We start from the raw sequence: 22,781 nt of genomic DNA, 5'->3' as shown, positions 1-22,781 counted from the left end.
ACATCCTTTCTTGTTAACTTGACGGCTATTGGAGTGCCGGAACAGTAAAAAGTGCCCGTTAATGATGATCTGGTTGAAAACAGGCCTGACAGCGAGGATTACTCAGCAGCCACACGAGCGCAATGATGTCAGCCACGACGAATCCCAGCCCGACGCCCGTTATCGCCTCGCCATTGAACCACAGCAGCGGCTGCCAGAGTAATAATGCGGCTTGCGCAATAATCAGCAACAGACGCATCACACGCCAGAGACGCGGCAAGAGGTGCCTGCGGCCACTCAGTAAAAAGGTGAAAACGGCCGGAACACCCGGCAACAGACCCAGCCAGAAGGTGTCATGATCGGGATAAAACAGGGTTAACAGCGCATCACCCTGCCCCCTTGATGCTGCAGCAATCACAAATAAAACCCAGGTTCGCGCCTGTAATAGCAATACACACCAGAATAAAAACGGCAGCCGCAAACGACCATGGCTGTCAAAATCAGCAGGTGTTAACTCAATATTCTTCATCTTCAATCAGGCGCTTACCTAAACTCAGCGAGTCTGCATGCTCATAGCCCAGGCGTTCATACATTCCCAGAACCACGTCATTGTCTTCACGTACCATGATATTGATTTTGGGGCAGCCACGGGCAATCAGCTTTTTCTCCAGACGGCTTAATAACGCATTGGCAATACCACGTCCGCGAAATTCCGGATGAACCCCCAGATAGTAAGCCGAACCACGGTGCCCGTCATAACCGCCCATGACGGTGCCGACGACTTCGCCGTTGACCTCGGCGACCAGGAACAGACTGACGTCGTGATTGATCTTACGTTCAATGTCCATTTCCGGATCGTTCCACGGGCGCAGCAGTTCGCAGCGCTCCCACAGGGTGATGACTTCTTCGAAATCTTCCTGGCGAAAAACGCGTATTTCCATGGTGTTACCTGCCCTTTTTTACGGTCAAAGAGAGATTATCGCGCGACCAGCCGCCGTAGCCAATATGCAGCGAAATCGCAGCAGGAAAATGGCATAATGTCACTCTGTCACGTATTGAAATGAAAAGTAAAACATTTCTTAGTAAGGACTGTCGTAACGGCAAACCCAATACGATATAACTCCAGGGACTACGGATAAGAAGAACAGGCTGTATGAGCACTTTCAAACCCTTAAAAATATTCACCTCGCGTCGTCAGGTTCTGAAAGCTGGCCTTGCCGCGTTAACGCTTTCAGGCATGTCGCGGGCCATCGCAAAAGACGATTCATCCCTTAAAACCAGTAATGGTCATAGCCAGCCGAAAGCAAAGAAGGCCGGTTCCCGGCGTATCGTGATGCTTGATCCGGGCCATGGCGGCATTGATACCGGCGCAATAGGCGGCAATGGTTCGAAAGAGAAACATGTTGTATTGGCCATCGCCAAAAACGTCCGTACTATTCTGCGCAATCGGGGCATTGATGCGCGCTTAACGCGCACCGGCGATACCTTTATCCCGCTTTATGACCGCGTGGAGATTGCCCACCAGCATGGCGCCGATCTGTTTATGTCTATCCATGCAGACGGTTTTACCAACCCCAGCGCGGCAGGCGCATCGGTCTTTGCCTTGTCCAACCGCGGAGCCAGTAGCGCGATGGCGAAATACCTTTCCGATCGCGAGAACGCCGCCGATGATCTCGCGGGTAAGAAAGCAAAAGATAAAGATCATTTGCTGCAGCAGGTACTGTTTGATCTCGTTCAGACCGATACCATTAAAAACAGCCTGACGCTCGGATCGCATATTCTGCGCCAGATTAAACCCGTACACCGTCTGCACAGCCGGAACACGGAACAAGCGGCCTTCGTGGTGCTAAAATCGCCATCCATCCCTTCGGTACTGGTGGAAACGTCGTTTATCACCAACCCGCAGGAAGAGAAGCTGCTTGGCACCACCGCATTTCGCCAAAAGATAGCCAATGCGATAGCTGACGGTATTATCAGTTACTTTAACTGGTTCGATAATCACAAGGCCCATTCGAAGAAACGCTGATGACCCTACCGGATACCCGCGACGTAAAATCCTTTCTGCTGACATTGCAGGATGACATTTGCCAACAGCTTTCCGCGCTGGATGGCACCGCTTTCGTTGAAGATGAGTGGCAGCGCGATGCCGGCGGCGGTGGCCGCAGCCGGGTTTTGCGTGAGGGCGCTATTTTCGAGCAGGCGGGGGTAAACTTTTCTCATGTCACCGGCAGCGCAATGCCCGCCTCGGCAACAGCACATCGTCCGGAGCTGGCCGGACGCAGTTTTGAAGCGATGGGGGTTTCGCTGGTGGTGCATCCGCGTAATCCGTATGTACCGACCAGTCATGCCAATGTGCGCTTTTTTATTGCCGAAAAACCCGGTGCCGACCCGGTCTGGTGGTTTGGTGGCGGGTTTGATATGACGCCCTTTTACGGTTTCGAAGAAGACGCCATTCACTGGCACCAGACGGCGCATGACTTGTGCCAGCCCTTCGGGAACGATGTCTATCCGCGCTATAAAAAATGGTGTGATGACTATTTCTTTCTTAAACACCGTAACGAGCAGCGCGGGATTGGCGGGCTGTTTTTCGATGATTTGAACACGCCGGATTTCGACACCTGCTTCGCCTTTATGCAGGCCGTTGGCAAGGGCTACACCGATGCCTATCTGCCGATTGTTGAGCGCCGTAAAGCTCTGCTTTTTGGCGAGCGCGAACGCGCATTCCAGCTCTATCGTCGCGGACGTTATGTGGAGTTTAATCTGGTGTGGGATCGCGGCACGCTGTTCGGTCTGCAAACCGGTGGGCGAACAGAGTCGATTTTAATGTCGATGCCGCCGCTTGTGCGTTGGGAATACAACTATCAGCCTGAAGAAGGCAGCCCGGAGGCTGCCTTAAGTGCGTTTATACAGGTTCGGGACTGGGTTTAACTTCCCGAGCAATCGCGAAGCCCGGGTAAAGCAACCGCCGCATCCGGGAAAACCCCGATGCGCTACGCTTATCGGGGTTACAAGATAGCGCTCCAGTTACAGCGGCTGTGTCTGCGCTTCTACCACCGCCAGCGCCACCATATTAACGATTCGCCTTACGGAGGCGATAGGCGTCAGGACATGCACTGGTTTCGATACCCCCATCAGCACTGGCCCCACCGTCACACCTTCCGAGCTGGATACCCGTAGTAAGTTATAACTAATACGGGCAGCCTCGACGTTTGGCATAATCAGGATATTCGCCGAACCTTTCAGCGGGCTGTCCGGCATACGTTCATGACGGATACTCTCCACCAGTGCGGCGTCCCCATGCATCTCACCGTCAATCATCAGGTCTGGCGCACGTTCACGCACCAGGTCGAGGGTTTCGCGCATTTTCAGCGCGGCGAGTGATTTCGAAGAACCGAACTGCGAATGGGACAACAGCGCTACTTTCGGCTCGATACCAAAGCGACGCACGGTTTCAGCCGCCAGCAAGGTAATTTCCGCCAGTTGTTCAGCGCTCGGGTCTTCATTCACGTAGGTGTCAGCGATAAAGGTATTCCCGCTGGGCAACAATAAGGCGTTCATCGCCCCGGCCGCATGCACGCCTTCGCGGTAGCCGAAGATCTCCTGCACGACGCTAAAATGTTCGTGATAATCACCAATGGTGCCACAGATCATTGCATCCGCTTCACCGCGATGAACCATGATCGCGCCAATCACTGTGGTATCGCTGATCACCGCGCGCTGCGCCTGTTCCTGAGTGATACCGCGCCGTTTCATGATGCTGAAATACTCGGTCCAGTACTCTTTGAAGCGAGGGTCCGATTCATTGTTGACGATTTCAAAGTCAACGTTGGGTCGAATTTGCAGCCCCAGTTTCTGGATTCGCATTTCGATAACCCCCGGACGCCCCACCAGAATCGGCTTCGCCAGCCCCAGAGTGATCAGCTCCTGCGTCGCGTGCAGTACGCGTGGCTCTTCCCCTTCTGTCAGCACAACGCGTTTTGGCGCTTTACGTGCCTGCGAGAAGATAGGCTTCATAAACAGATTGGTTTTGTAGACAAACTCAGTGAGCTTGTCGACATACGCATCAAAATCAGCGATTGGTCGGGTTGCGACGCCGGAATCCATCGCCGCTTTTGCCACGGCGGGGGCGATCTTCACAATCAAACGCGGATCAAACGGTTTCGGGATCAGATAATCCGGGCCAAAGCTCAGATCCTGATCGCCATAGGCGGAGGCCACCACCTCACTCTGCTCGGCATGGGCCAGCTCGGCAATCGCATGCACTGCCGCCAGCTTCATCTCTTCGTTAATCGCTGTCGCCCCCACATCCAGCGCACCACGGAAGATAAACGGGAAGCAGAGTACGTTGTTGACCTGGTTAGGGTAATCGGAACGACCGGTACAGATGATCGCATCCGGGCGAACCTCTTTCGCCAGCGGTGGCAGAATCTCCGGTTCCGGGTTCGCCAGCGCCAGAATCAACGGCTGACGCGCCATTTTTTTAACCATCTCCGGCGTCAGCACTTTCGGCCCGGAGCAGCCGAGGAAAATATCCGCACCATCGACCACATCTGCCAGCGTGCGTTTACCATCATCATCCACCGCATAAGCCGCTTTGGTTTCCGCCATATTGGCTTCGCGGCCTTTGTAGATAACCCCTTTGGAGTCGCATACGACAATATTGTGTTTCTGCATGCCCAGCGCCACCAGCAGGTTCATACAGGCGATTGCCGCCGCCCCTGCCCCGGAAACCACCATGCGTACGTCAGAGAGAGTTTTCTCTACCACGCGCAGGCCGTTCAGAATGGCTGCGGTACTGATGATCGCCGTCCCATGCTGGTCATCGTGAAAAACGGGAATGTTCATGCGCTCGCGCAGTTTTGCCTCGATATAGAAGCACTCTGGCGCTTTGATATCTTCCAGGTTGATGCCACCGAAGGTCGGCTCCAGCGCCGCCACTACATCGATCAGCTTGTCCGGATCATGCTCGTCGACTTCGATATCAAAAACATCAATGCCGGCGAATTTCTTAAACAGAACGCCCTTGCCTTCCATTACCGGTTTCCCGGCAAGGGCGCCAATGTTGCCCAGCCCAAGTACGGCAGTGCCGTTTGAGACGACGGCAACAAGATTGCCACGCGCCGTATACTTGTAGGCTGCCAGCGGATCTTTCTCGATTTCAAGACAGGGCGCCGCAACACCCGGCGAGTAGGCCAGCGCCAGATCGCGCTGGGTGGCCAGGGGCTTCGTTGGCGACACCTGAATTTTCCCTGGATGCGGGAACTCGTGGAAATCGAGGGCACTTTGTTTGAGTTGGTCGTCCATTTGCTGTTCCTTTACGCGTATCTTTCAGATAATTGAAGCGTGATAACCGTCCTGATGCGCCGCCTAGTATGCCCTCAGCCACGCCCGCAAACTTTGAACACAACCAAACTCTGACCATGCCATAACAAAAATTGTTATCAATTCATAACACCAATGTTACAACCCGTTGAAAGCAAGACACTCCTGGTCTGCTATGCTTTTTTGTTATGCACAACACGATTCCGATAACAACACTCTCGAAATCACTCATATAACACCTTGCTTTTTAAGGAGTATTTTTCTATGAATTATTTATACGGCATCAAACAGTTCACTACCGTGGTAGCCGATAGCGGCGATATTGAATCCATTCGACATTATCAACCCGAAGATGCAACCACCAACCCCTCTCTGCTACTGAAAGCAGCCTCGCTGGACCACTTTAAGCACTTGATTGAAGACGCAATTGTCTATGGCAAAAGCCATGGCAAAACCCAGGAACAGCAGGTAGCGGAAGCCTGCGACAAGCTGGCGGTCAATTTTGGTCAAGAAATTCTGAAAAGCATCCCCGGACGTGTTTCAACCGAAGTGGATGCACGTCTCTCCTACGATAAAGAGAAAAGCGTCGCCAAAGCCCGCAAGCTGGTACAGCTCTACGAGGAGTTGGGCATCGATAAATCACGCATCCTGATCAAACTGGCATCGACCTGGGAAGGGATCCGCGCGGCGGAAATTCTCGAAAAAGAGGGGATCAAGTGCAACCTGACGCTATTGTTCTCCTTCGCCCAGGCTCGCGCCTGTGCCGAAGCCGGGGTATTTTTAATCTCCCCATTCGTTGGCCGTATTTACGACTGGTATCAGCAACGTAAACCCATGGACCCATACGTTGTGGATGAAGACCCCGGCGTGAAATCCGTGCGGAATATCTACGATTATTTCAAACAACATCGCTACGAAACCATCGTTATGGGCGCAAGCTTCCGTCGTACGGAACAGGTGCTGGCGCTGGCAGGCTGTGACAGGCTGACCATCTCGCCTGACCTGCTTAAAGCCCTGCACGGCGAGGAAGGCGTCGTTGAACGCAAACTGGTTCCGCCGTCGCAAACGTTCCCGCGCCCGGAACCCCTGACCGAAGCGCAGTTCCGCTGGGAACATAATCAGGACGCCATGGCAGTGGAGAAACTGTCGGACGGCATCCGCCAGTTCGCCGTTGACCAGCGCAAACTCGAAGATCTCATCGCCGCCAAATTTTAACCCTTAGCAAGGAGAGAGTTATGTCTCGTAAAGAGCTCGCCAACGCCATTCGCGCCCTGAGTATGGATGCGGTACAAAAAGCGAATTCCGGCCACCCTGGCGCACCGATGGGAATGGCGGATATTGCCGAAGTCCTCTGGAACGATTTCTTAAAACATAATCCGACAGACCCGACCTGGTATGACCGCGACCGCTTTATTCTGTCTAACGGTCATGCCTCTATGCTGCTCTATAGTCTGTTGCACTTAAGCGGTTATGACCTGTCCCTGGATGAGTTAAAAAACTTCCGTCAGTTGCATTCGAAAACGCCGGGTCACCCGGAGATTGGCTATACGCCAGGCGTCGAAACCACCACCGGCCCGCTGGGACAGGGGCTGGCCAACGCCGTCGGGCTGGCGATTGCCGAACGCACTCTCGCCGCACAGTTCAACCGTCCTGATCATGAGATTGTCGACCACTACACCTACGTATTTATGGGTGACGGTTGCCTGATGGAGGGGATTTCCCATGAAGTCAGTTCCCTGGCGGGCACCCTTGGGCTGGGCAAACTGATCGGTTTTTACGATCACAACGGGATCTCCATTGATGGTGAAACCGAAGGCTGGTTTACCGACGATACGGCCAAACGTTTCGAGGCCTACCACTGGCATGTGGTACATGAAATCGACGGACACGATCCCGAAGCCGTGAAAAAGGCCATTCTGGAAGCGCAAAGCGTTAAAGATAAACCATCGCTGATTATCTGCCGCACGGTCATCGGTTTTGGCTCCCCTAATAAAGCCGGGAAAGAAGAGTCCCATGGTGCTGCACTTGGGGAAGAGGAAGTCGCCTTAACCCGGCAGAAACTGGGCTGGAAATACCCGGCATTTGAGATCCCAAAAGAGATCTATAAAGCATGGGACGCGCGCGAAAGCGGCGAAAAAGCGCAACAGGCGTGGAAGGAGAAATTTGCCGCCTATGAAAAGGCCTATCCGGATCTGGCTGCGGAATTTAAACGTCGCCTGAGCGGCGAACTGCCTGAAAACTGGGAGCAAACCACGCAGGCATATATTGAGAAGCTGCAGGCGGAACCGGCAAAGATTGCCACCCGCAAAGCGTCACAAAATGCCCTGAATACAATGGGTCCGGTACTGCCGGAGCTGCTCGGCGGCTCCGCCGACCTTGCCCCCAGTAATCTGACTATCTGGTCGGGCTCCCATTCATTAAAAGAAGATCCTGCCGGGAACTACATCCACTACGGCGTGCGTGAATTCGGGATGACCGCAATCGCCAACGGCATCGCCCATCACGGCGGCTTTGTGCCGTACACCGCCACCTTCCTGATGTTTGTGGAGTATGCGCGCAACGCGGCACGTATGGCGGCGCTGATGAAAGCCCGACAAATCATGGTCTATACCCATGACTCTATTGGTCTGGGGGAAGACGGCCCTACTCACCAGGCGGTGGAACAACTGGCCAGCCTGCGCCTGACACCGAATTTCAGTACCTGGCGCCCCTGCGACCAGGTGGAAGCCGCGGTCGGCTGGAAACTGGCGGTCGAGCGTCATACAGGCCCGACGGCATTAATTTTGTCCCGACAAAACCTGGCGCAAATGGACCGGACTCCGGAGCAGGTGAAAGCGATCGCCAAAGGCGGTTATATCCTGAAAGATGCCGATGGCAAGCCGGATATCATCCTGATTGCCACCGGCTCTGAGGTTGAAATCACGGTAAAAGCGGCGGAGAAACTGACTGAGGAAGGGCATAAAGTCCGCGTGGTATCGCTACCCTCAACCGATATTTTTGATGCTCAGGATGAGCAATACCGCGAATCGGTCCTGCCTTCTGATGTCAGCGCCCGTGTCGCCGTTGAAGCCGGTATTGCCGATTACTGGTACAAATATGTCGGGCTGAAAGGCGCCATCGTCGGTATGACAGGCTACGGTGAATCCGCACCCGCCGATAAGCTTTTCCCGTACTTCGGTTTCACCGTGGAGAATGTGGTCGAAAAAGCCAAACGCGTGCTTAACGTGTGATCCACAGGGTGGGCCAGGCATCTGGCCCATGCCAGTTATCACATTCAGGCTCTTCGGCGTAACGCGTCAGGCGAAAGCGCTGGCCATCAAAACGCCAGCGCGTCATCACGCCGCAATCCGCTAACCCGCGTCCTTTGGCAAGCGTAGTCAATTCGCGGGTTTTCTCATCAAATCTGGCATTCATCAATTCCAGTTCATTCGTGCCGCGCGAAGGGGTAAACGGCAGGTGCAGACGTAGCGGACGTGAAGAGAACGGTTTTTCCCGCGACACCATCCAGGCTAAATCCACCGTGTTATACGCGCCTGCTTCACAATCAATAATCAGCAGGGCCTTATCATCCGTTAACGCGGTGACCCGGACCTCGCGGCGCATAGGATCAAGCGAACACTGGCTATTATTCATTCGCCAGTTGCCATAATCGAGTAAGTCATTGAGTTCTTGCTGCGTCAACGGGGAGGGACTGGAGGCAGTGAGGGCGACTTCTTTAAGGGCCGGGGCCGGTGGTACGCTCAGCGGCGGATCGTCCCCTTTTTTAATCCACGCCGTTTCGCTACCGACGCGTTTTTGCTGGGCGTCGATAAACAGCAATGCCGCTTTTAGCCCAACGAGGGAAATTATTCCCTTCCCGTCTTGCAGAGCAATCGCCTGGGCTTCCTGAATGGTTTGCAAAAAGTCAGCAATCGTCTGTGCGTTATCCGTCATTAAATGCCATGGGGTGATTTGCCAGCGTTGGGCGGCAAGCGCGAGCGGTTTACCGTCCAGGCGCAGACGCGGCGCAATCGGCGCCTCTTTTAAAGAGGGAAGCTCTTTGCCGCCCAGATCAATGCGCAAAGCGGCACTGGTTTGCGCCCCGGCGCTGCGTGCCAGGGTCATCACAAGCCCATGATGCTCACCCGTATTTCGGGCAACACAGAAATTTTGATTATTACAGGTTACTTGCCAGTCGGAAAAAGTCTGCTGTGCGGGTGCAGCCCACAGAAACGTTATCGGGCACACACCCAGAATGAAAGCAAGCAAAACGCGGTAACGCATGAACAAAACAGCCCCGGAAGAGAATCGCAACACACAACCTGCGTATCTTCGTGTTCCCGCGTCTGTCGCTCAATCGGATTTGTCGGATAGATTTATCTAAAATTTTTTTTAACCTTAGCAAAATCAATCCATTAGACCAGACGACTGTAAATATTGCAGTAAAATCACCGCCTTGCCGTCTCGTATCTCGCCGCTTTTCATCATTTCAAGGGCCTGTGCAAAGGGGAGTTCCAGCACCTCAATGTCCTCATCCTCCACGCCGCCGCCGCTATTAGCCCGGATGCTGTCGTCATAGCGAGCGATGAAGAAATGGACGATTTCGGTGACGCCGCCAGGAGACATATAGAGTTCGAATACCTTACGAACCTCGCTCACCGCATACCCCGTCTCTTCAACGGCCTCTTTGCGAATACAGACTTCCGGTTCATCGTCGTCCAACAGGCCGGCACAGGTTTCAATCAAGCGACCATCTTCGTTACCGTTAACCCAGGTTGCGACACGGAACTGGCGAATGAGGACCACGCTCTTCTTATCCGGGTTATACAGCAGGATCGTGGCGCCATTTCCCCGGTCATAGACTTCGCGTTTATGGCGAATCACGTCACCATTTTTGCGGGTCAAATCGTAGGTAATATTGCGAAGAATAAAATAGTTATCTGAAAGGACTTTATCTTTAATGACTTCAATGTTGAACGACATACCGACTCCACAACGTAATACGGTCAGGCTCATATTACGCTGCGAAGCCGGTTTTGTCGCGACGGGTAATCAGTGACCTTTCGGGGCTTTAACGCCCAGCCAGTCCATCATCCCCTGCGCAGCATGGCGGCCTTCTGCCATTGCCGTCACCACTAAATCAGCACCGCGAACCGCATCGCCACCGGCGAAAATTTTCGGGTTGCTGGTCTGGTAACGGTAAACGCTGTTGACGTTAGCCGCGATACGTCCCCAGTCATCAACCTGCACTCCGTGTGTTTCCAGCCACGGCATGGAGTGCGGATTAAAACCAAACGCCATAATAACGGCATCTGCTGGCATCACAAATTCACTGCCTTCGATTGGCACCGGACGGCGACGTCCCTTCGCATCCGCTTCACCCAGTTGCGTGCGCAGCAGGCGAACCCCCGTGACGCTGCCCGACTCATCCAGCTCAAGCTGAACCGGCTGGACGTTAAATTCGAATTCAGCCCCCTCTTCCTTCGCATTTTTTACCTCTTTTTTCGAGCCCGGCATATTGGCTTCATCGCGACGATAGGCGCAGGTCACTTTGCTGGCCCCATGACGCAGCGAGGTACGTACACAGTCCATTGCCGTATCACCGCCCCCCAGCACCACCACATTCAACCCGGCGGTATTGATAAACGGCTCTTCTGGCGAATCCGGCAGTCCCATCAGTTGTTTGGTGTTGGCGATGAGGAACGGGAGCGCATCGTAGACACCCGGTGCGTCTTCATTCGGCAAATTCGCTTTCATCGACCGGTACGTACCGACGCCGACAAATACGGCGTCATATTCGTCAAGCAAGGTTGCCAGGGTAATATCCCGACCAATTTCACAGTTCAGTTCGAAGCGAATCCCCATCGCGCTGAAAATTTCCCGGCGACGCGCAAGCAGTGATTTATCCAGTTTGAAGGCCGGGATACCGAAGGTCAGCAGCCCGCCGATTTCCGGATGGCGATCAAACACGGTGGCGCTCACGCCGTTGCGCGCCAGCACATCGGCACAGGCCAGACCGGCAGGCCCCGCGCCAATGATTGCAATGCGTTTATCTACCGCAGCCACATGATTGAGGTCAGGCCGCCAGCCTTTTGCCAGCGCCTGGTCGGAAATATAGCGTTCAATATTGCCAATAGTGACCGAGCCGTAATCGTCGCGAACAGTACAAGCCCCTTCGCACAAACGATCCTGCGGGCAGACGCGCCCGGTGACTTCCGGCAGGCAGTTAGTCTGATGGGATAATTCCACAGCCGCGGTGATATCCCCGGCTTTCACGCGTTCAATCCACTGGGGAATGTGATTGTGCAGTGGGCAGGTCCATTCACAGATGCTGTGTTCACCGCACTTAAGGCAGCGCTCCGCCTCCCGCTGGGCCTGATCGGCACGGAATGGCTGATAGATTTCAGCAAAACCCGTTTTGCGCGCCGCCAGCGCCAGCTTGTCTGGCTCTCCACGCGGCGATGTTTTGAGCATCTGTTTGACCTTGCGATCGTTAAACGCCGGGACCAGAGCCGCTATGCTGTGCCACGGCTGGGCTTCCTGGCTGGCCGCACGTATACGGCGCGCCTTCGCCAGGTCTGCAAGATCATCACGGCTGACGACCTGGATAGCGTCTGCCGGGCAACGTTGCGCACAGGCGGGGCCGTCGGCGCGGTCGACACAGAGGTCACATTTGTGTGCGGTAGCCTTTACCATGCCGTTCCCGACCGGAGTGACGAGGATTTGCATGGTGCCAAAGGGGCACGCCACCGCACAGGATTTACAACCGATACATTTGTCCTGGTTAACTTGCACCGAATCATTTACACGACTAATTGCGCCGTTCGGACAACTGCGGGCACAGGGGGCGGCTTCACAATGATGACATGTTACCGCGCTGCGCTGGCGTTTATTCTTTACGACCGTAATTCGGGGATGAAAATGTTCGTGACTTAAAACGTGCTGTTCCTGATTATGCGCCATTACACACGCCACTTCGCAGGCACGACACCCTATACATTGCTGGCTGTTAGCCATAATAAAACGATTCATGGCGACCTTCTTTTCTGGTTTAATAAACCTTATTTTTTATATGACCAATGTATTTACCTGGGCTATTCGACGCAGGCAATGTACATTTGCCCAGAAGCGTTACTTAATTGTCACGGGCATGTTGCAGATCAATTTATCGTGGCAAAAATAAAAATTAGTCTCATTTGATGAGCCGGCCGGCGATGCACTTCGTCCGACACTCTTGGATAGCGGGAACTGCTGTTGTGACTGTAAAACGACCTGTTTCATCCAGCCTTGCCAGAGCCTTTTTTTATATCGTCTTGCTTTCGCTACTCTCAACGGGAGTGGCGTTATTGACGCTTGCCAGCAGTCTGCGCGACGCAGAAGCCGTTAATATCGCCGGTTCTCTGCGTATGCAAAGCTATCGTCTGGGGTATGACCTGGAACGTGGCGCCGCAGAATTAAATGCCCATCGCCAAATATTTCGCCAATCGCTGAACTCACCGGTTTTACGAACATTAAATCGCTGGTATGTGCCTGAAATTGTTGGGCAACGCTATGCGCAATTGCAGGAAAGCTGGCAGGAGATGGATGCCCGATTAGGCGCAGCGGACACCGTATGGTATCAGCAAAATATTCAGCAATATGTCGATAACATCGACCAGTTTGTTCTGGCGTTGCAACACTATTCGGAACGAAAAATGTTGCTGGTGTTGGGTATTTCGCTCATCGGTGCGATGGGGATTTTCCTGCTGGTCTTTTTCACGCTAAGGCGTATTCGCCAGCAGGTCGTCAAACCCCTTACGCAACTGGTAGTGGCCAGCCAGGAGATTCAGCAAGGACATTTTACCTATCCGTTACTCAATACCCATCTGGATAACGAACTGGGGCTCCTGGCGTCCACTTTTGACCGCATGTCGGGTGAATTGCACAAACTCTACCGCACACTCGAAGCGCAGGTCGCAGAGAAGACGCATGATCTGCAGGAAGCCCATCGACGCCTCGAAGTGTTGTATCAATGTTCGCAGGCGCTTAACACCAGCCAGATCGACGTGATGTGTTTTCGTCACATTCTGCAGATAGTCTACGAGCACGAAGCGGCAAGCTATCTGGAGCTAACGATGGGCGATCACTGGTCTATTCATCACGGCGAAGCGCAGGAAGACCTTCCGATTAACACGTTACCGGTCGGCATGCAGGACAACGTTTTTGGCGAGTTACGCTGGCAAAGCACCCATGTCCAGGCCTCTATACCATTGCTGCAAAGCGTAGCCACTATTATGGGACGCGGGTTCTATTTTAATCAGGCGCAAAAACAGCAGCAGCAACTGATGTTGATGGAAGAACGCGCCACCATCGCCATGGAACTTCATGATTCTCTGGCACAGGTGCTTTCTTACCTGCGTATTCAACTGGCATTGCTCAAACGGGCGGTACCCGAGGAAAACGCGCCCGCCCAGACCATCATCGCCGATTTTTCACGCGCCCTGAACGATGCCTGGCGTCAACTGCGGGAATTATTAGCGGCCTTCCGCCTGACGGTCTCCAAAAGCGATCTGCCCGCTGTACTGAATGAAGCAATGGAACACCTGCAGAGCCAGACCACTGCGAAGCTCGAACTCGATTGCCGTCTGCCGACACTTATGCTGGATGCCCAGCAGCAGGTCAATATCCTGCAGATAGTGCGCGAAGCGGTTATTAACGCGATTAAGCATGCAGATGCCACTACCATCACCGTCAGTTGCGTGACTGACCCGGACGGTCAGTATTCCGTTTATATACGCGACAACGGCAAGGGAATCGGCAGTACTGATGAGCCTCAGGGACACTACGGATTGAACATTATGCGCGAACGAGCAAGTCGTCTTGGCGGTACGCTGACCTTTGCACGCCCAACCGGCGGCGGGACATTAGTCGAGCTTCGTTTCCCGGCGCCACGCAGTCTCAAAAGTCAGCAAACGTAAGGAAAAGAAAAGAATTCCAGAAATGGAAGAAGCAAAACGGAGATTAAAGGTACTCTGCATAATTGTGCCTTGAAAAAGAATGATAATTTACATTTTCTCCTTTTTTTCTCCACGTTTGCTTTATCTGTTCCCGCTACATTGAGCACACACTCATTGATTCCAGCAATGTCAAAATAACAATGCGCAGCAAAACAACGAGGTCTTGTTTCTGATGGCGAATTTTTTTATTGATCGCCCCATTTTTGCGTGGGTACTGGCGATCCTGATCTGTTTGACCGGAACCCTTGCCATTATTTCTCTACCCGTAGAGCAATATCCTAATCTGGCCCCACCCAATGTCCGTATTACCGCAAACTATCCTGGCGCGTCAGCCCAGACGCTGGAAAACACCGTGACGCAGGTTATCGAGCAGAACATGACCGGCCTCGATAATCTGATGTACATGTCGTCACAGAGCAGCAGCGCCGGGCAGGCCACCATTACGCTCAGTTTCACCGCCGGCACAGACCCCGATGAGGCCGTCCAGCAGGTACAAAACCAGCTACAATCTGCCCTGCGTAAGCTACCCCAGGCAGTGCAGAACCAGGGGGTGACGGTACGAAAAACCGGGGATACTAACATCCTGACGCTGGCATTTGTCTCCACCGACGGCTCGATGGATAAACAAGATATCGCCGACTATGTCGCCAGTAACATTCAGGATCCTATAAGTCGCGTGAATGGTGTTGGTGATATCGACGCCTACGGTTCGCAGTACGCCATGCGTATCTGGCTCGACCCTGCGAAGCTTAACAGCTACCAGATGACCACCGACGATGTGACCAGCGCGATTAAATCCCAGAACGCCCAGATCGCTGTTGGTCAGCTTGGCGGATCGCCATCGGTAGATCGTCAGGCGCTGAACGCCTCAATTAACTCACAATCGCTACTCCAGACACCTCAGCAGTTTCGTAATATCACGTTGCGGGTCAATCAGGATGGATCGGAAGTGCACCTTGGCGATGTCGCAGAGGTTGAGCTGGGCGCGGAGAAGTATGACTTCCTCAGCCGCTTTAACGGTCTCGCCGCCTCCGGACTTGGCATTAAGCTGGCCTCCGGCGCGAATGAGATGGCGACCTCGGAATTAGTGCTTAAACGTCTGGATGAGCTGTCACAATATTTTCCGCATGGTCTGGAATATCGGGTCGCCTACGAGACAACCTCTTTCGTTAAAGAATCCATTATCGACGTGGTGAAAACGCTGCTCGAAGCTATCGCGCTGGTCTTCCTCGTGATGTATCTGTTTTTGCAGAATTTCCGCGCGACGCTCATCCCTACCATTGCCGTCCCGGTGGTGTTGATGGGGACCTTCGCCGTTCTCTACGGCTTTGGCTATAGCATCAACACCCTCACTATGTTTGCGATGGTTCTCGCCATCGGCCTGTTGGTGGATGACGCGATTGTGGTGGTGGAAAACGTCGAGCGTATCATGAGCGAGGAGGGCCTTTCGCCCAAGGAAGCGACCCGAAAATCGATGGGGCAAATCCAGGGTGCGCTGGTGGGTATCGCGATGGTGCTTTCGGCGGTGTTTGTCCCCATGGCATTCTTCGGGGGGACCACCGGGGCGATTTATCGTCAGTTCTCCATCACTATCGTTTCAGCCATGGTGCTGTCGGTGCTGGTGGCGATGATCCTGACGCCAGCTCTCTGCGCCACGCTGCTTAAACCGCTGCATAAAGGCGAGCACCACGGGGAAAAAGGTTTCTTCGGCGCGTTTAACCGCATATTTAACCGCAACGCCGATCGTTACGAAAACGGCGTGGCGAAAATTCTCCACCGTAGCCTGCGCTGGATCCTGCTCTACGTTTTGTTGCTGGGCGGGATGGTCTTTTTATTCCTGCGCCTGCCAACGTCTTTTTTACCGCTTGAAGACCGTGGGATGTTTCTGGCATCCGTACAACTGCCAAGCGGCGCAACGCAGCAGCAGACACTGAAAGTGGTGCAAAAGGTTGAAGACTACTTCTTCAAAAACGAGAAAAACAATGTCGCGTCCGTGTTCTCCACCGTCGGCTCAGGCCCTGGCGGGAACGGACAGAACGTCGCACGTATGTTTGTACGTTTGAAAGACTGGGGCGAACGCGATCCGAAAACCGGAAACTCCTTTGCCATTATTGAGCGCGCTACCAAAGCCTTTCGTCATATTAATGAGGCCCGTGTCATCGCCAGTAGCCCTCCGGCAATCAGTGGCCTGGGCAGTTCTGCCGGATTCGATATGGAATTGCAGGATCACGCCGGAGCTGGCCACGACGCGTTGATGGCGGCGCGGGATAAACTGATTCAAATGACCGACAGCAATAAGATGCTGACTCGCGTGCGTCACAACGGCCTCGATGATAGTCCGCAATTACAGGTTGATATCGATCAGCGTAAAGCGCAGGCGCTGGGGGTCTCAATTGATAATATCAACGACACGCTGCAAACCGCCTGGGGTTCGAGTTATGTGAATGACTTTATGGATCGCGGCCGCGTGAAAAAAGTCTACGTTCAGTCAGCGGCAAAATACCGCATGCTGCCGAGCGACATTAACCTCTGGTATGTACGCAACAACAGCGGCGGTATGGTGCCTTTCTCAGCCTTTGCTTCATCCCACTGGGAAACCGGATCCCCGCGTCTGGAACGCTACAACGGCTATGCTGCCGTCGAGATTGTGGGTGAAGCGGCACCGGGCATCAGTACCGGTACGGCCATGGATACCATGGAAAAACTGGTGAGTCAGATTCCCGGTGGTTTCGGTCTGGAGTGGACGGCGATGTCCTACCAGGAGCGCTTATCAGGCTCACAGGCGCCGGCGCTTTATGCTATCTCGCTGCTGGTGGTGTTCCTGTGTCTGGCCGCGCTGTATGAAAGCTGGTCAGTGCCTTTCTCGGTGATGCTGGTCGTACCGCTCGGGGTCATTGGCGCTCTGCTCGCCACCTGGATGCGCGGGCTGGAAAATGATGTCTATTTTCAGGTGGGTCTGTTGACGGTTATCGGGCTATCGGCGAAGAACGCCATCCTGATTGTCGAGTTCGCCAACGAAATGAACCAGAAAGGTCAGGACCTCCTTTCTGCCACACTGCATGCCTGCCGTCAGCGTCTGCGCCCTATTCTGATGACCTCTCTGGCCTTCGTCTTTGGCGTTTTGCCGATGGCAACCAGTACCGGCGCAGGTTCCGGTAGCCAACATGCGGTGGGCACCGGGGTAATGGGTGGGATGATTTCAGCAACCGTACTGGCGATCTTCTTTGTTCCTCTGTTCTTTGTGCTGGTCAGACGGCGCTTCCCGCTGAAAGAACGTCAGGAATAATGCTCAAATAAAAAGGCGGCCTGTTCAGGTCGCCTTTTATTGCGTGATTAATTTCACACTTTTATCGTTTAAAGCAGTCACTGCTTTTATAATTCCTCTGGAAATTATTTACGAAGCATGCCTTCGATAAAGTCTTTCCAGTTCCCCAGTTCACGTTCAATCATAACTACCTCTCTTATTATTATGCGTATTCTACGAGAACTCGACATCGCTGTGAAGATATTTAAACCAATTACTTTGATTGGCCTCTCATAGTATTTGCATCGACGAAATAACTATGCGCCAGTATTCGGCTATTTAATGTGAGCGATAGCAATATTCGGACACATTTCACCTTAACCCTGATGTATGCTGGGCCACAGCGTGATTACGCTGTAGTCAGAAAGTATCTTTGAAGTAGCTAATTAGATGATTTTTTTGCCACCAGGTGAATTTTTTGTTTATTTAACCACCGGGACAGGCTTTCGGTCGAGGCCATTTTTACATTATTAATTACCACCCTTACTATTTCTTCAAACTAGTACATATTGCTGATGGCAAACTCTGGCTGATGAATTTAATAACCGGAAGTATGATTACCCTGCGAATGAAATGATATTATATGTTTTTTCGCCCAATATTATTCTAATTTATTGGGCAATTAACCAAAGATAAGACAAAAGGATTCACCATGCTCACTCTGTTCGGCATCAAAAACTGCGACACCATCAAAAAAGCCCGCCGCTGGCTGGAAGCACATCAGGTCGATTATCGCTTTCACGACTACCGCGCAGATGGCCTCGACGCCGATTTGTTGCAGCAATTTATCGCGGAACTGGGATGGGAAGCACTGCTGAATACCCGGGGGACCACCTGGCGTAAACTGGATGAATCGCTTCGCGCAACCATCACAAACGCGGATTCCGCAGCCGCGCTGATGTTAGAAATGCCGGCAATTATCAAACGCCCATTGCTCTGGGCGCCCGGTAAGCCTATGCTGCTGGGTTTCAATGAATCCAGTTATGAGACGTTTATCAACGAGGTGTAGTTTATGTCGTGCCCGGTTATTGAGCTGACGCAACAGCTTATTCGTCGCCCTTCTCTGAGCCCCGATGATGCAGGGTGTCAGGCGTTAATGATCGAACGTCTTCGCGCCATCGGTTTTACCATTGAGCCGATGGATTTTGGCGACACGCAGAATTTCTGGGCATGGCGTGGACAAGGTGAAACACTGGCCTTTGCCGGACACACTGACGTTGTGCCTTCCGGTGATGCGGACCGCTGGATCAACCCGCCGTTTGAACCGACCATTCGCGATGGCATGCTGTTTGGTCGCGGCGCGGCCGACATGAAAGGCTCGCTGGCAGCCATGGTTGTTGCCGCTGAACGTTTTGTTGCGACTCATCCAAAGCACAAAGGCCGTCTGGCGTTTCTCATCACCTCTGATGAAGAGGCCAGCGCGGCAAACGGCACGGTAAAAGTTGTTGAAGCCTTAATGGCGCGCAACGAACGCCTGGACTACTGTCTGGTGGGTGAACCCTCCAGTACCGAAGTGGTGGGCGATGTGGTCAAAAATGGCCGCCGCGGTTCGCTGACCTGTAACTTAACCATTCACGGGGTGCAGGGCCATGTTGCCTATCCGCATCTGGCTGATAACCCGGTACACCGCGCAGCGCCAATGCTCAATGAACTGGTGGCGATCGAATGGGATCAGGGTAATGAATATTTCCCGCCGACCAGCATGCAGGTCGCGAATATTCAGGCAGGCACTGGCAGTAACAACGTGATTCCGGGCGATCTCTACCTGCAGTTTAATTTCCGCTTTAGCACCGAGCTTACCGACGCGATGATCAAAGAACGCGTTGCCGCACTGCTGGAGAAGCATCAGTTACGCTACACCATTGACTGGTGGCTTTCTGGTCAGCCTTTCCTTACCGGTCGGGGCAAGCTGGTGGATGCGGTGGTAAACGCCGTTGAGCACTATAATGAGATTAAACCGCAGCTGTTAACCACTGGCGGGACGTCAGATGGTCGCTTTATCGCGCGGATGGGTGCGCAGGTGGTAGAACTGGGGCCGGTTAACGCCACTATTCATAAGATCAATGAATGTGTGAACGCTGCCGATTTACAGCTGCTCGCTCGTATGTATCAACGCATTATGGAACAACTCATCGCCTGACGGGGAGGAACGCATGGACTGGCTAGCGAAATACTGGTGGATTCTGGTGCTGGTTTTTTTACTCGGCGTACTGCTGAATGTGATCAAAGATCTCAAACGTGTCGATCACAAAAAATTTCTCGCCAACAAACCCGACCTTCCACCGCATCGTGATTTTAACGATAAGTGGGATGACGAGGACGACTGGCCGAAGAAAGACCAGAAAAAGTAACCCCGCCCGATCTGCCCGGCCGCAGTGCGCGCCGGGCACGTTTTAATTAGATCAATTCAATAATGTCATCATCATCCGGTTTCCCGCCACTCAGCGCTTCATCAAAATAGTGCTTCGGTACGGTATAACGCAGGTGATCGAGGGCGAACTGCAAACTGCGATCGTCTATCGCATGCCCCAAATCCTCCACAATATCGAGCGTCACATCGCCGCCCGCACGCAGCAACGCTTCCTGAGCGGCAACCGCATGCGCCAAATCAATGACACGATCTTCACCACCGTGAATCAGGTGGATAGTCGACGCCGTCGAGGCCGTTTGCGGCAGGCTGGCATAGCGTCCATTAAAGGCGATCACGCGGGAGGCCAAATCGGGCTGCGCTTTCACACCTTCCAGCGCCATGATGGAGCCTTGCGAGAAACCAATCAGGGCCGTGGCCAATGCATTAACGCCGCTTTGCTGTTGCCAGTAGCGAACCGTTTCAATAAATACCGGCATGATGGCATCAATACGCGCCTGGCGATTTTCTTCGGTAACGCCCTGCACGGAGAACCACTGACGTCCGGTCGGCCCACAGGGTTCTATCCCCCCGACGCTGACAATCAACGCCTCCGGAAACAGCGGCGCGAAGTAGCTCGCTATCTGCCCCATGTTCGCCGGGTTATCGCCAACGCCATGAAAGAACAGCAATAATTGTTTCGCGGCGCTTTCCGGTTGTTGAACAACAAAATGGTCATGTTTCATGGCGGTCTCCTTAATTCGTTGCCTGCAGTGTACGCCGGGGAGGAATAATCACCATGCCATTTAACTGAATGAGTTAGTTAAAAAAATTGCAGTTGCCGCACCTGCTCTTTCAGTAAAATCCTGCGTTCGGGGTCGAGTGAGGACAATGCCGATGCGGCCTCCTGGCGCTGCGCTGCAAGTAACGCTTTACGCCCGGAAAGCGCCAGCGCGCTACAGATATCTGCCTCACTATGCTTCCCGGTAAGCTGCATCCGTAATGCGCTGAGGGGTAAATCAACCTGCATCAACAATCTTTGCAACGCTCCTGCTGCCGAAGAAAGCGGGCGATGGGCAAAGGCAAACCCGGCCAGTTCCTGCCAGTCATCATCATTAAGGGTAGTCTCTGGATTAAGAGTCAGGGGCAACGTTTCCTCTTTCCATGCATCAAGCCAGGATAAATCTCGCGCCAGCCTGCGCTGCTCATTGTCGGCCAGCGCCTGCCCTGCTGCCGTCAGCGGCAGTATCGCCATGGCGGTATAGCAGCCACTGCTCGCCTCCCGGTGGCTACCGAGTCTGACCAGATGGAACCCGCATCGCTGCCAGAAGCGCCACAGATCTGCCGTATAGCCGAAACTGACCGAGAGATAATCGCAACCCGCTATATGGTTACGCGCATGCGCAATTAACGCCTGTCCCAGCCCTTCCCGCTGACGTGACGGATGGACCGCAATGCGACTGACGCGTAAAGCGCGCAACGTCGCCGCAAGCGGGCTGCCGCCGTGGGCGGCCAGCGACTGCGCCACCAGATTACCGCGAGGACGACGAAATCCCGCCCAGACCGCCTGACTGAGTCCGGCGGACAGTCCCCCCTCTTCCACCAGCCAGAGCGCTGCCAGTAATGCATCAGGGGTTTTCGTCAGCCAGAAATATTGCCCTGGCGCGTCCATCATCCGGCGCAAATCCAGCGGCGAGGTGCGGTAATGGGCGCTGGCAAGCAACCGATACAGCGCGGCGGGAAGCGCCGGTTGTGTGGACCACGCCGATGCCTGGAGCGGCAGGATAGTCGCCTCACCCGCCGGTTGCACCAGCGCCGACGCATCGTCAAACAACAGCACCGTGCTGATAAACGCTTCCAACGGACAGCCTTCCGCCCAGCGCAATGGCGTATGCAACTGGCGGTGGATGAGATGAGGAAAACCGGCACAGAATTTCAGTAAGAAGCCCTGCCCGGTCCCTTCGTAGCCCTGCACCGTGGTGGTTAGCAGGACATAACGAAACGCCGACACGAGCGTCGCCAGCAATGGTCCCGGAATGGCCGCCGCCTCATCAACGATAAGCCAGTCCGACAACGGTTCCCCCTGGGCAACACGCGCCCGTAACGCATCCGGAGCGACGAAATTAATCTCCCCGGCATAGTGGGCAAGCACATCCGTTGCGGCACGCCCCGGCGCAGTCACCGTGGCCGTCGTTGCCAGACGCGCAATATGCATGCCCGCCAGCGCCGATTTGCCTCGCCCACGCGGTGCCGTCACCACCATAACGCCCGGCGGCATGTCGGCGAGTTCAGCCAGAACCTCAGCCTGTTCGCGTTCGGGCGCGCCTGTTGCTGCATGCCAGGCAGGGCGCGCAGTAAATGCAGGAAGAGGGAATTGATACGCGCGCGACCAGAGAATGACGTTTTCGTCTTGTCGCAGCGCCCGACAAAAGTGTTCGACAAAGCGCGGTGTGGCAATCGGCTCGGCGGTATCACTCCAGCGACAACTGTCCTTATCAGGCCGTTGCGCCCACTCGGTAAGCGGTGGCGTCAGCAGGACCAGAAAACTGCCTGGTTTCAGCGTACCGCTGAGCGCCGCCAGCGCGGCGACATCAAAACCGTAACGCGCGTCCAGCACGGCATGCGTGAATTCGCGGCCAAGCAACGTGGTGAGCGCGCGCGGCGCGCAGTGGAGAGGCCAGTCGGTTGATTCCCCCACCCACAGCCAGTCGCCGGGCAATGAGGAGCGAAGGTCATTCGCCTGTCGCGCAGACGCCTCATCGTCATCCGCGATAACCAGCAAACGGCGAATCCCTTCGTCTGCCATCCGGGCGCATAATGCGGCTAATGACATTCACATATCCTGGCGTCTGGC

18 protein-coding genes are annotated in these 22,781 nt (G+C 54.0%); 9 read left to right on the top strand and 9 right to left on the bottom strand.

The genetic code is table 11. The features are described 5' to 3' along the window. Positions 1 to 58 precede the first annotated feature (58 nt). Complete coding sequence (locus AB182_RS06265; RefSeq protein WP_047369349.1) at positions 59 to 508, bottom strand: DUF2919 domain-containing protein; 450 nt, start codon at positions 506 to 508, stop codon at positions 59 to 61. Then, complete coding sequence (locus AB182_RS06260) at positions 495 to 920, bottom strand: GNAT family acetyltransferase (protein ID WP_047369348.1); 426 nt, start codon at positions 918 to 920, stop codon at positions 495 to 497. Before AB182_RS06260 ends, AB182_RS06265 begins: the two co-directional genes overlap by 14 nt. Positions 921 to 1,132: 212 nt before the next feature. On the opposite strand from AB182_RS06260, the gene amiA reads away from it, so the two are divergent. Further along, on the top strand, positions 1,133 to 2,005 hold the full coding sequence (gene amiA, locus AB182_RS06255; protein ID WP_047369347.1) for an N-acetylmuramoyl-L-alanine amidase AmiA: 873 nt from the start codon (positions 1,133 to 1,135) through the stop codon (positions 2,003 to 2,005). Next, complete coding sequence (gene hemF, locus AB182_RS06250) at positions 2,005 to 2,907, top strand: oxygen-dependent coproporphyrinogen oxidase (protein ID WP_047369346.1); 903 nt, start codon at positions 2,005 to 2,007, stop codon at positions 2,905 to 2,907. The genes amiA and hemF overlap by 1 nt, the downstream gene beginning before the upstream one ends. 96 nt (positions 2,908 to 3,003) lie before the next feature. Here hemF and maeB read toward each other — a convergent pair whose 3' ends face one another. Beyond that, a complete protein-coding gene (gene maeB / locus AB182_RS06245) occupies positions 3,004 to 5,283 on the bottom strand; it encodes an NADP-dependent oxaloacetate-decarboxylating malate dehydrogenase (protein ID WP_047369345.1) in 2,280 nt (759 codons plus the stop codon). 282 nt (positions 5,284 to 5,565) lie between these two features. On the opposite strand from maeB, the gene tal reads away from it, so the two are divergent. Both tal and tkt read left to right on the top strand, forming a co-directional pair. Then, complete coding sequence (gene tal / locus AB182_RS06240) at positions 5,566 to 6,516, top strand: transaldolase (protein ID WP_047369344.1); 951 nt, start codon at positions 5,566 to 5,568, stop codon at positions 6,514 to 6,516. A gap of 20 nt (positions 6,517 to 6,536) precedes the next feature. After that, positions 6,537 to 8,531: a transketolase gene (gene tkt / locus AB182_RS06235; protein WP_047369343.1), complete on the top strand. Its 1,995-nt coding sequence runs from the start codon at positions 6,537 to 6,539 to the stop codon at positions 8,529 to 8,531. On the opposite strand, the gene AB182_RS06230 is transcribed toward tkt, so the two are convergent. The 3 genes from AB182_RS06230 to aegA form a co-directional block, all read right to left on the bottom strand. Beyond that, a complete protein-coding gene (locus AB182_RS06230; protein WP_047369342.1) occupies positions 8,521 to 9,564 on the bottom strand; it encodes a DUF1176 domain-containing protein in 1,044 nt (347 codons plus the stop codon). The genes tkt and AB182_RS06230 overlap by 11 nt on opposite strands. A 123-nt stretch (positions 9,565 to 9,687) precedes the next feature. After that, the gene (nudK, locus tag AB182_RS06225) at positions 9,688 to 10,263 is read right to left on the bottom strand and encodes a GDP-mannose pyrophosphatase NudK (RefSeq protein WP_047369341.1); all 576 of its coding nucleotides are present in this window, start codon (positions 10,261 to 10,263) and stop codon (positions 9,688 to 9,690) included. Positions 10,264 to 10,332: 69 nt separating this feature from the next. After that, a complete protein-coding gene (aegA, locus tag AB182_RS06220) occupies positions 10,333 to 12,312 on the bottom strand; it encodes a formate-dependent uric acid utilization protein AegA (protein ID WP_047369340.1) in 1,980 nt (659 codons plus the stop codon). A 224-nt stretch (positions 12,313 to 12,536) separates the two neighbouring features. On the opposite strand from aegA, the gene narQ reads away from it, so the two are divergent. Both narQ and acrD read left to right on the top strand, forming a co-directional pair. Then, complete coding sequence (gene narQ / locus AB182_RS06215; RefSeq protein WP_047369339.1) at positions 12,537 to 14,237, top strand: nitrate/nitrite two-component system sensor histidine kinase NarQ; 1,701 nt, start codon at positions 12,537 to 12,539, stop codon at positions 14,235 to 14,237. Positions 14,238 to 14,448: 211 nt separating this feature from the next. After that, a complete protein-coding gene (gene acrD / locus AB182_RS06210) occupies positions 14,449 to 17,562 on the top strand; it encodes a multidrug efflux RND transporter permease AcrD (RefSeq protein ID WP_047369338.1) in 3,114 nt (1,037 codons plus the stop codon). Positions 17,563 to 17,666: 104 nt separating this feature from the next. Here acrD and ypfM read toward each other — a convergent pair whose 3' ends face one another. Continuing rightward, positions 17,667 to 17,726: a protein YpfM gene (ypfM, locus tag AB182_RS31790; RefSeq protein ID WP_015572204.1), complete on the bottom strand. Its 60-nt coding sequence runs from the start codon at positions 17,724 to 17,726 to the stop codon at positions 17,667 to 17,669. Between the two features lie 506 nt (positions 17,727 to 18,232). On the opposite strand from ypfM, the gene AB182_RS06205 reads away from it, so the two are divergent. The 3 genes from AB182_RS06205 to AB182_RS06195 are packed head-to-tail and all read left to right on the top strand — an operon-like array spanning position 18,233 to position 19,931. Beyond that, positions 18,233 to 18,589 (top strand): ArsC family reductase, encoded by a 357-nt coding sequence (locus AB182_RS06205; RefSeq protein ID WP_047369337.1) that lies wholly within the window; start codon positions 18,233 to 18,235, stop codon positions 18,587 to 18,589. Positions 18,590 to 18,592: 3 nt separating this feature from the next. Continuing rightward, positions 18,593 to 19,720 (top strand): succinyl-diaminopimelate desuccinylase, encoded by a 1,128-nt coding sequence (gene dapE / locus AB182_RS06200; RefSeq protein ID WP_047369336.1) that lies wholly within the window; start codon positions 18,593 to 18,595, stop codon positions 19,718 to 19,720. 13 nt (positions 19,721 to 19,733) lie between these two features. Beyond that, positions 19,734 to 19,931, top strand: a complete 198-nt coding sequence (locus AB182_RS06195; protein WP_047369335.1) for a YpfN family protein — start codon at positions 19,734 to 19,736, stop codon at positions 19,929 to 19,931. Between the two features lie 46 nt (positions 19,932 to 19,977). On the opposite strand, the gene ypfH is transcribed toward AB182_RS06195, so the two are convergent. Further along, on the bottom strand, positions 19,978 to 20,673 hold the full coding sequence (ypfH, locus tag AB182_RS06190; RefSeq protein WP_047369334.1) for an esterase: 696 nt from the start codon (positions 20,671 to 20,673) through the stop codon (positions 19,978 to 19,980). A gap of 77 nt (positions 20,674 to 20,750) precedes the next feature. After that, on the bottom strand, positions 20,751 to 22,760 hold the full coding sequence (locus AB182_RS06185) for a tRNA(Met) cytidine acetyltransferase TmcA (RefSeq protein WP_047369333.1): 2,010 nt from the start codon (positions 22,758 to 22,760) through the stop codon (positions 20,751 to 20,753). Positions 22,761 to 22,781: the final 21 nt, after the last annotated feature.

This window comes from Phytobacter ursingii (assembly GCF_001022135.1).
GTDB classification, from domain to species: Bacteria; Pseudomonadota; Gammaproteobacteria; order Enterobacterales; family Enterobacteriaceae; genus Phytobacter; species Phytobacter ursingii.
This window is presented reverse-complemented; position numbering and strand designations above follow the sequence as displayed.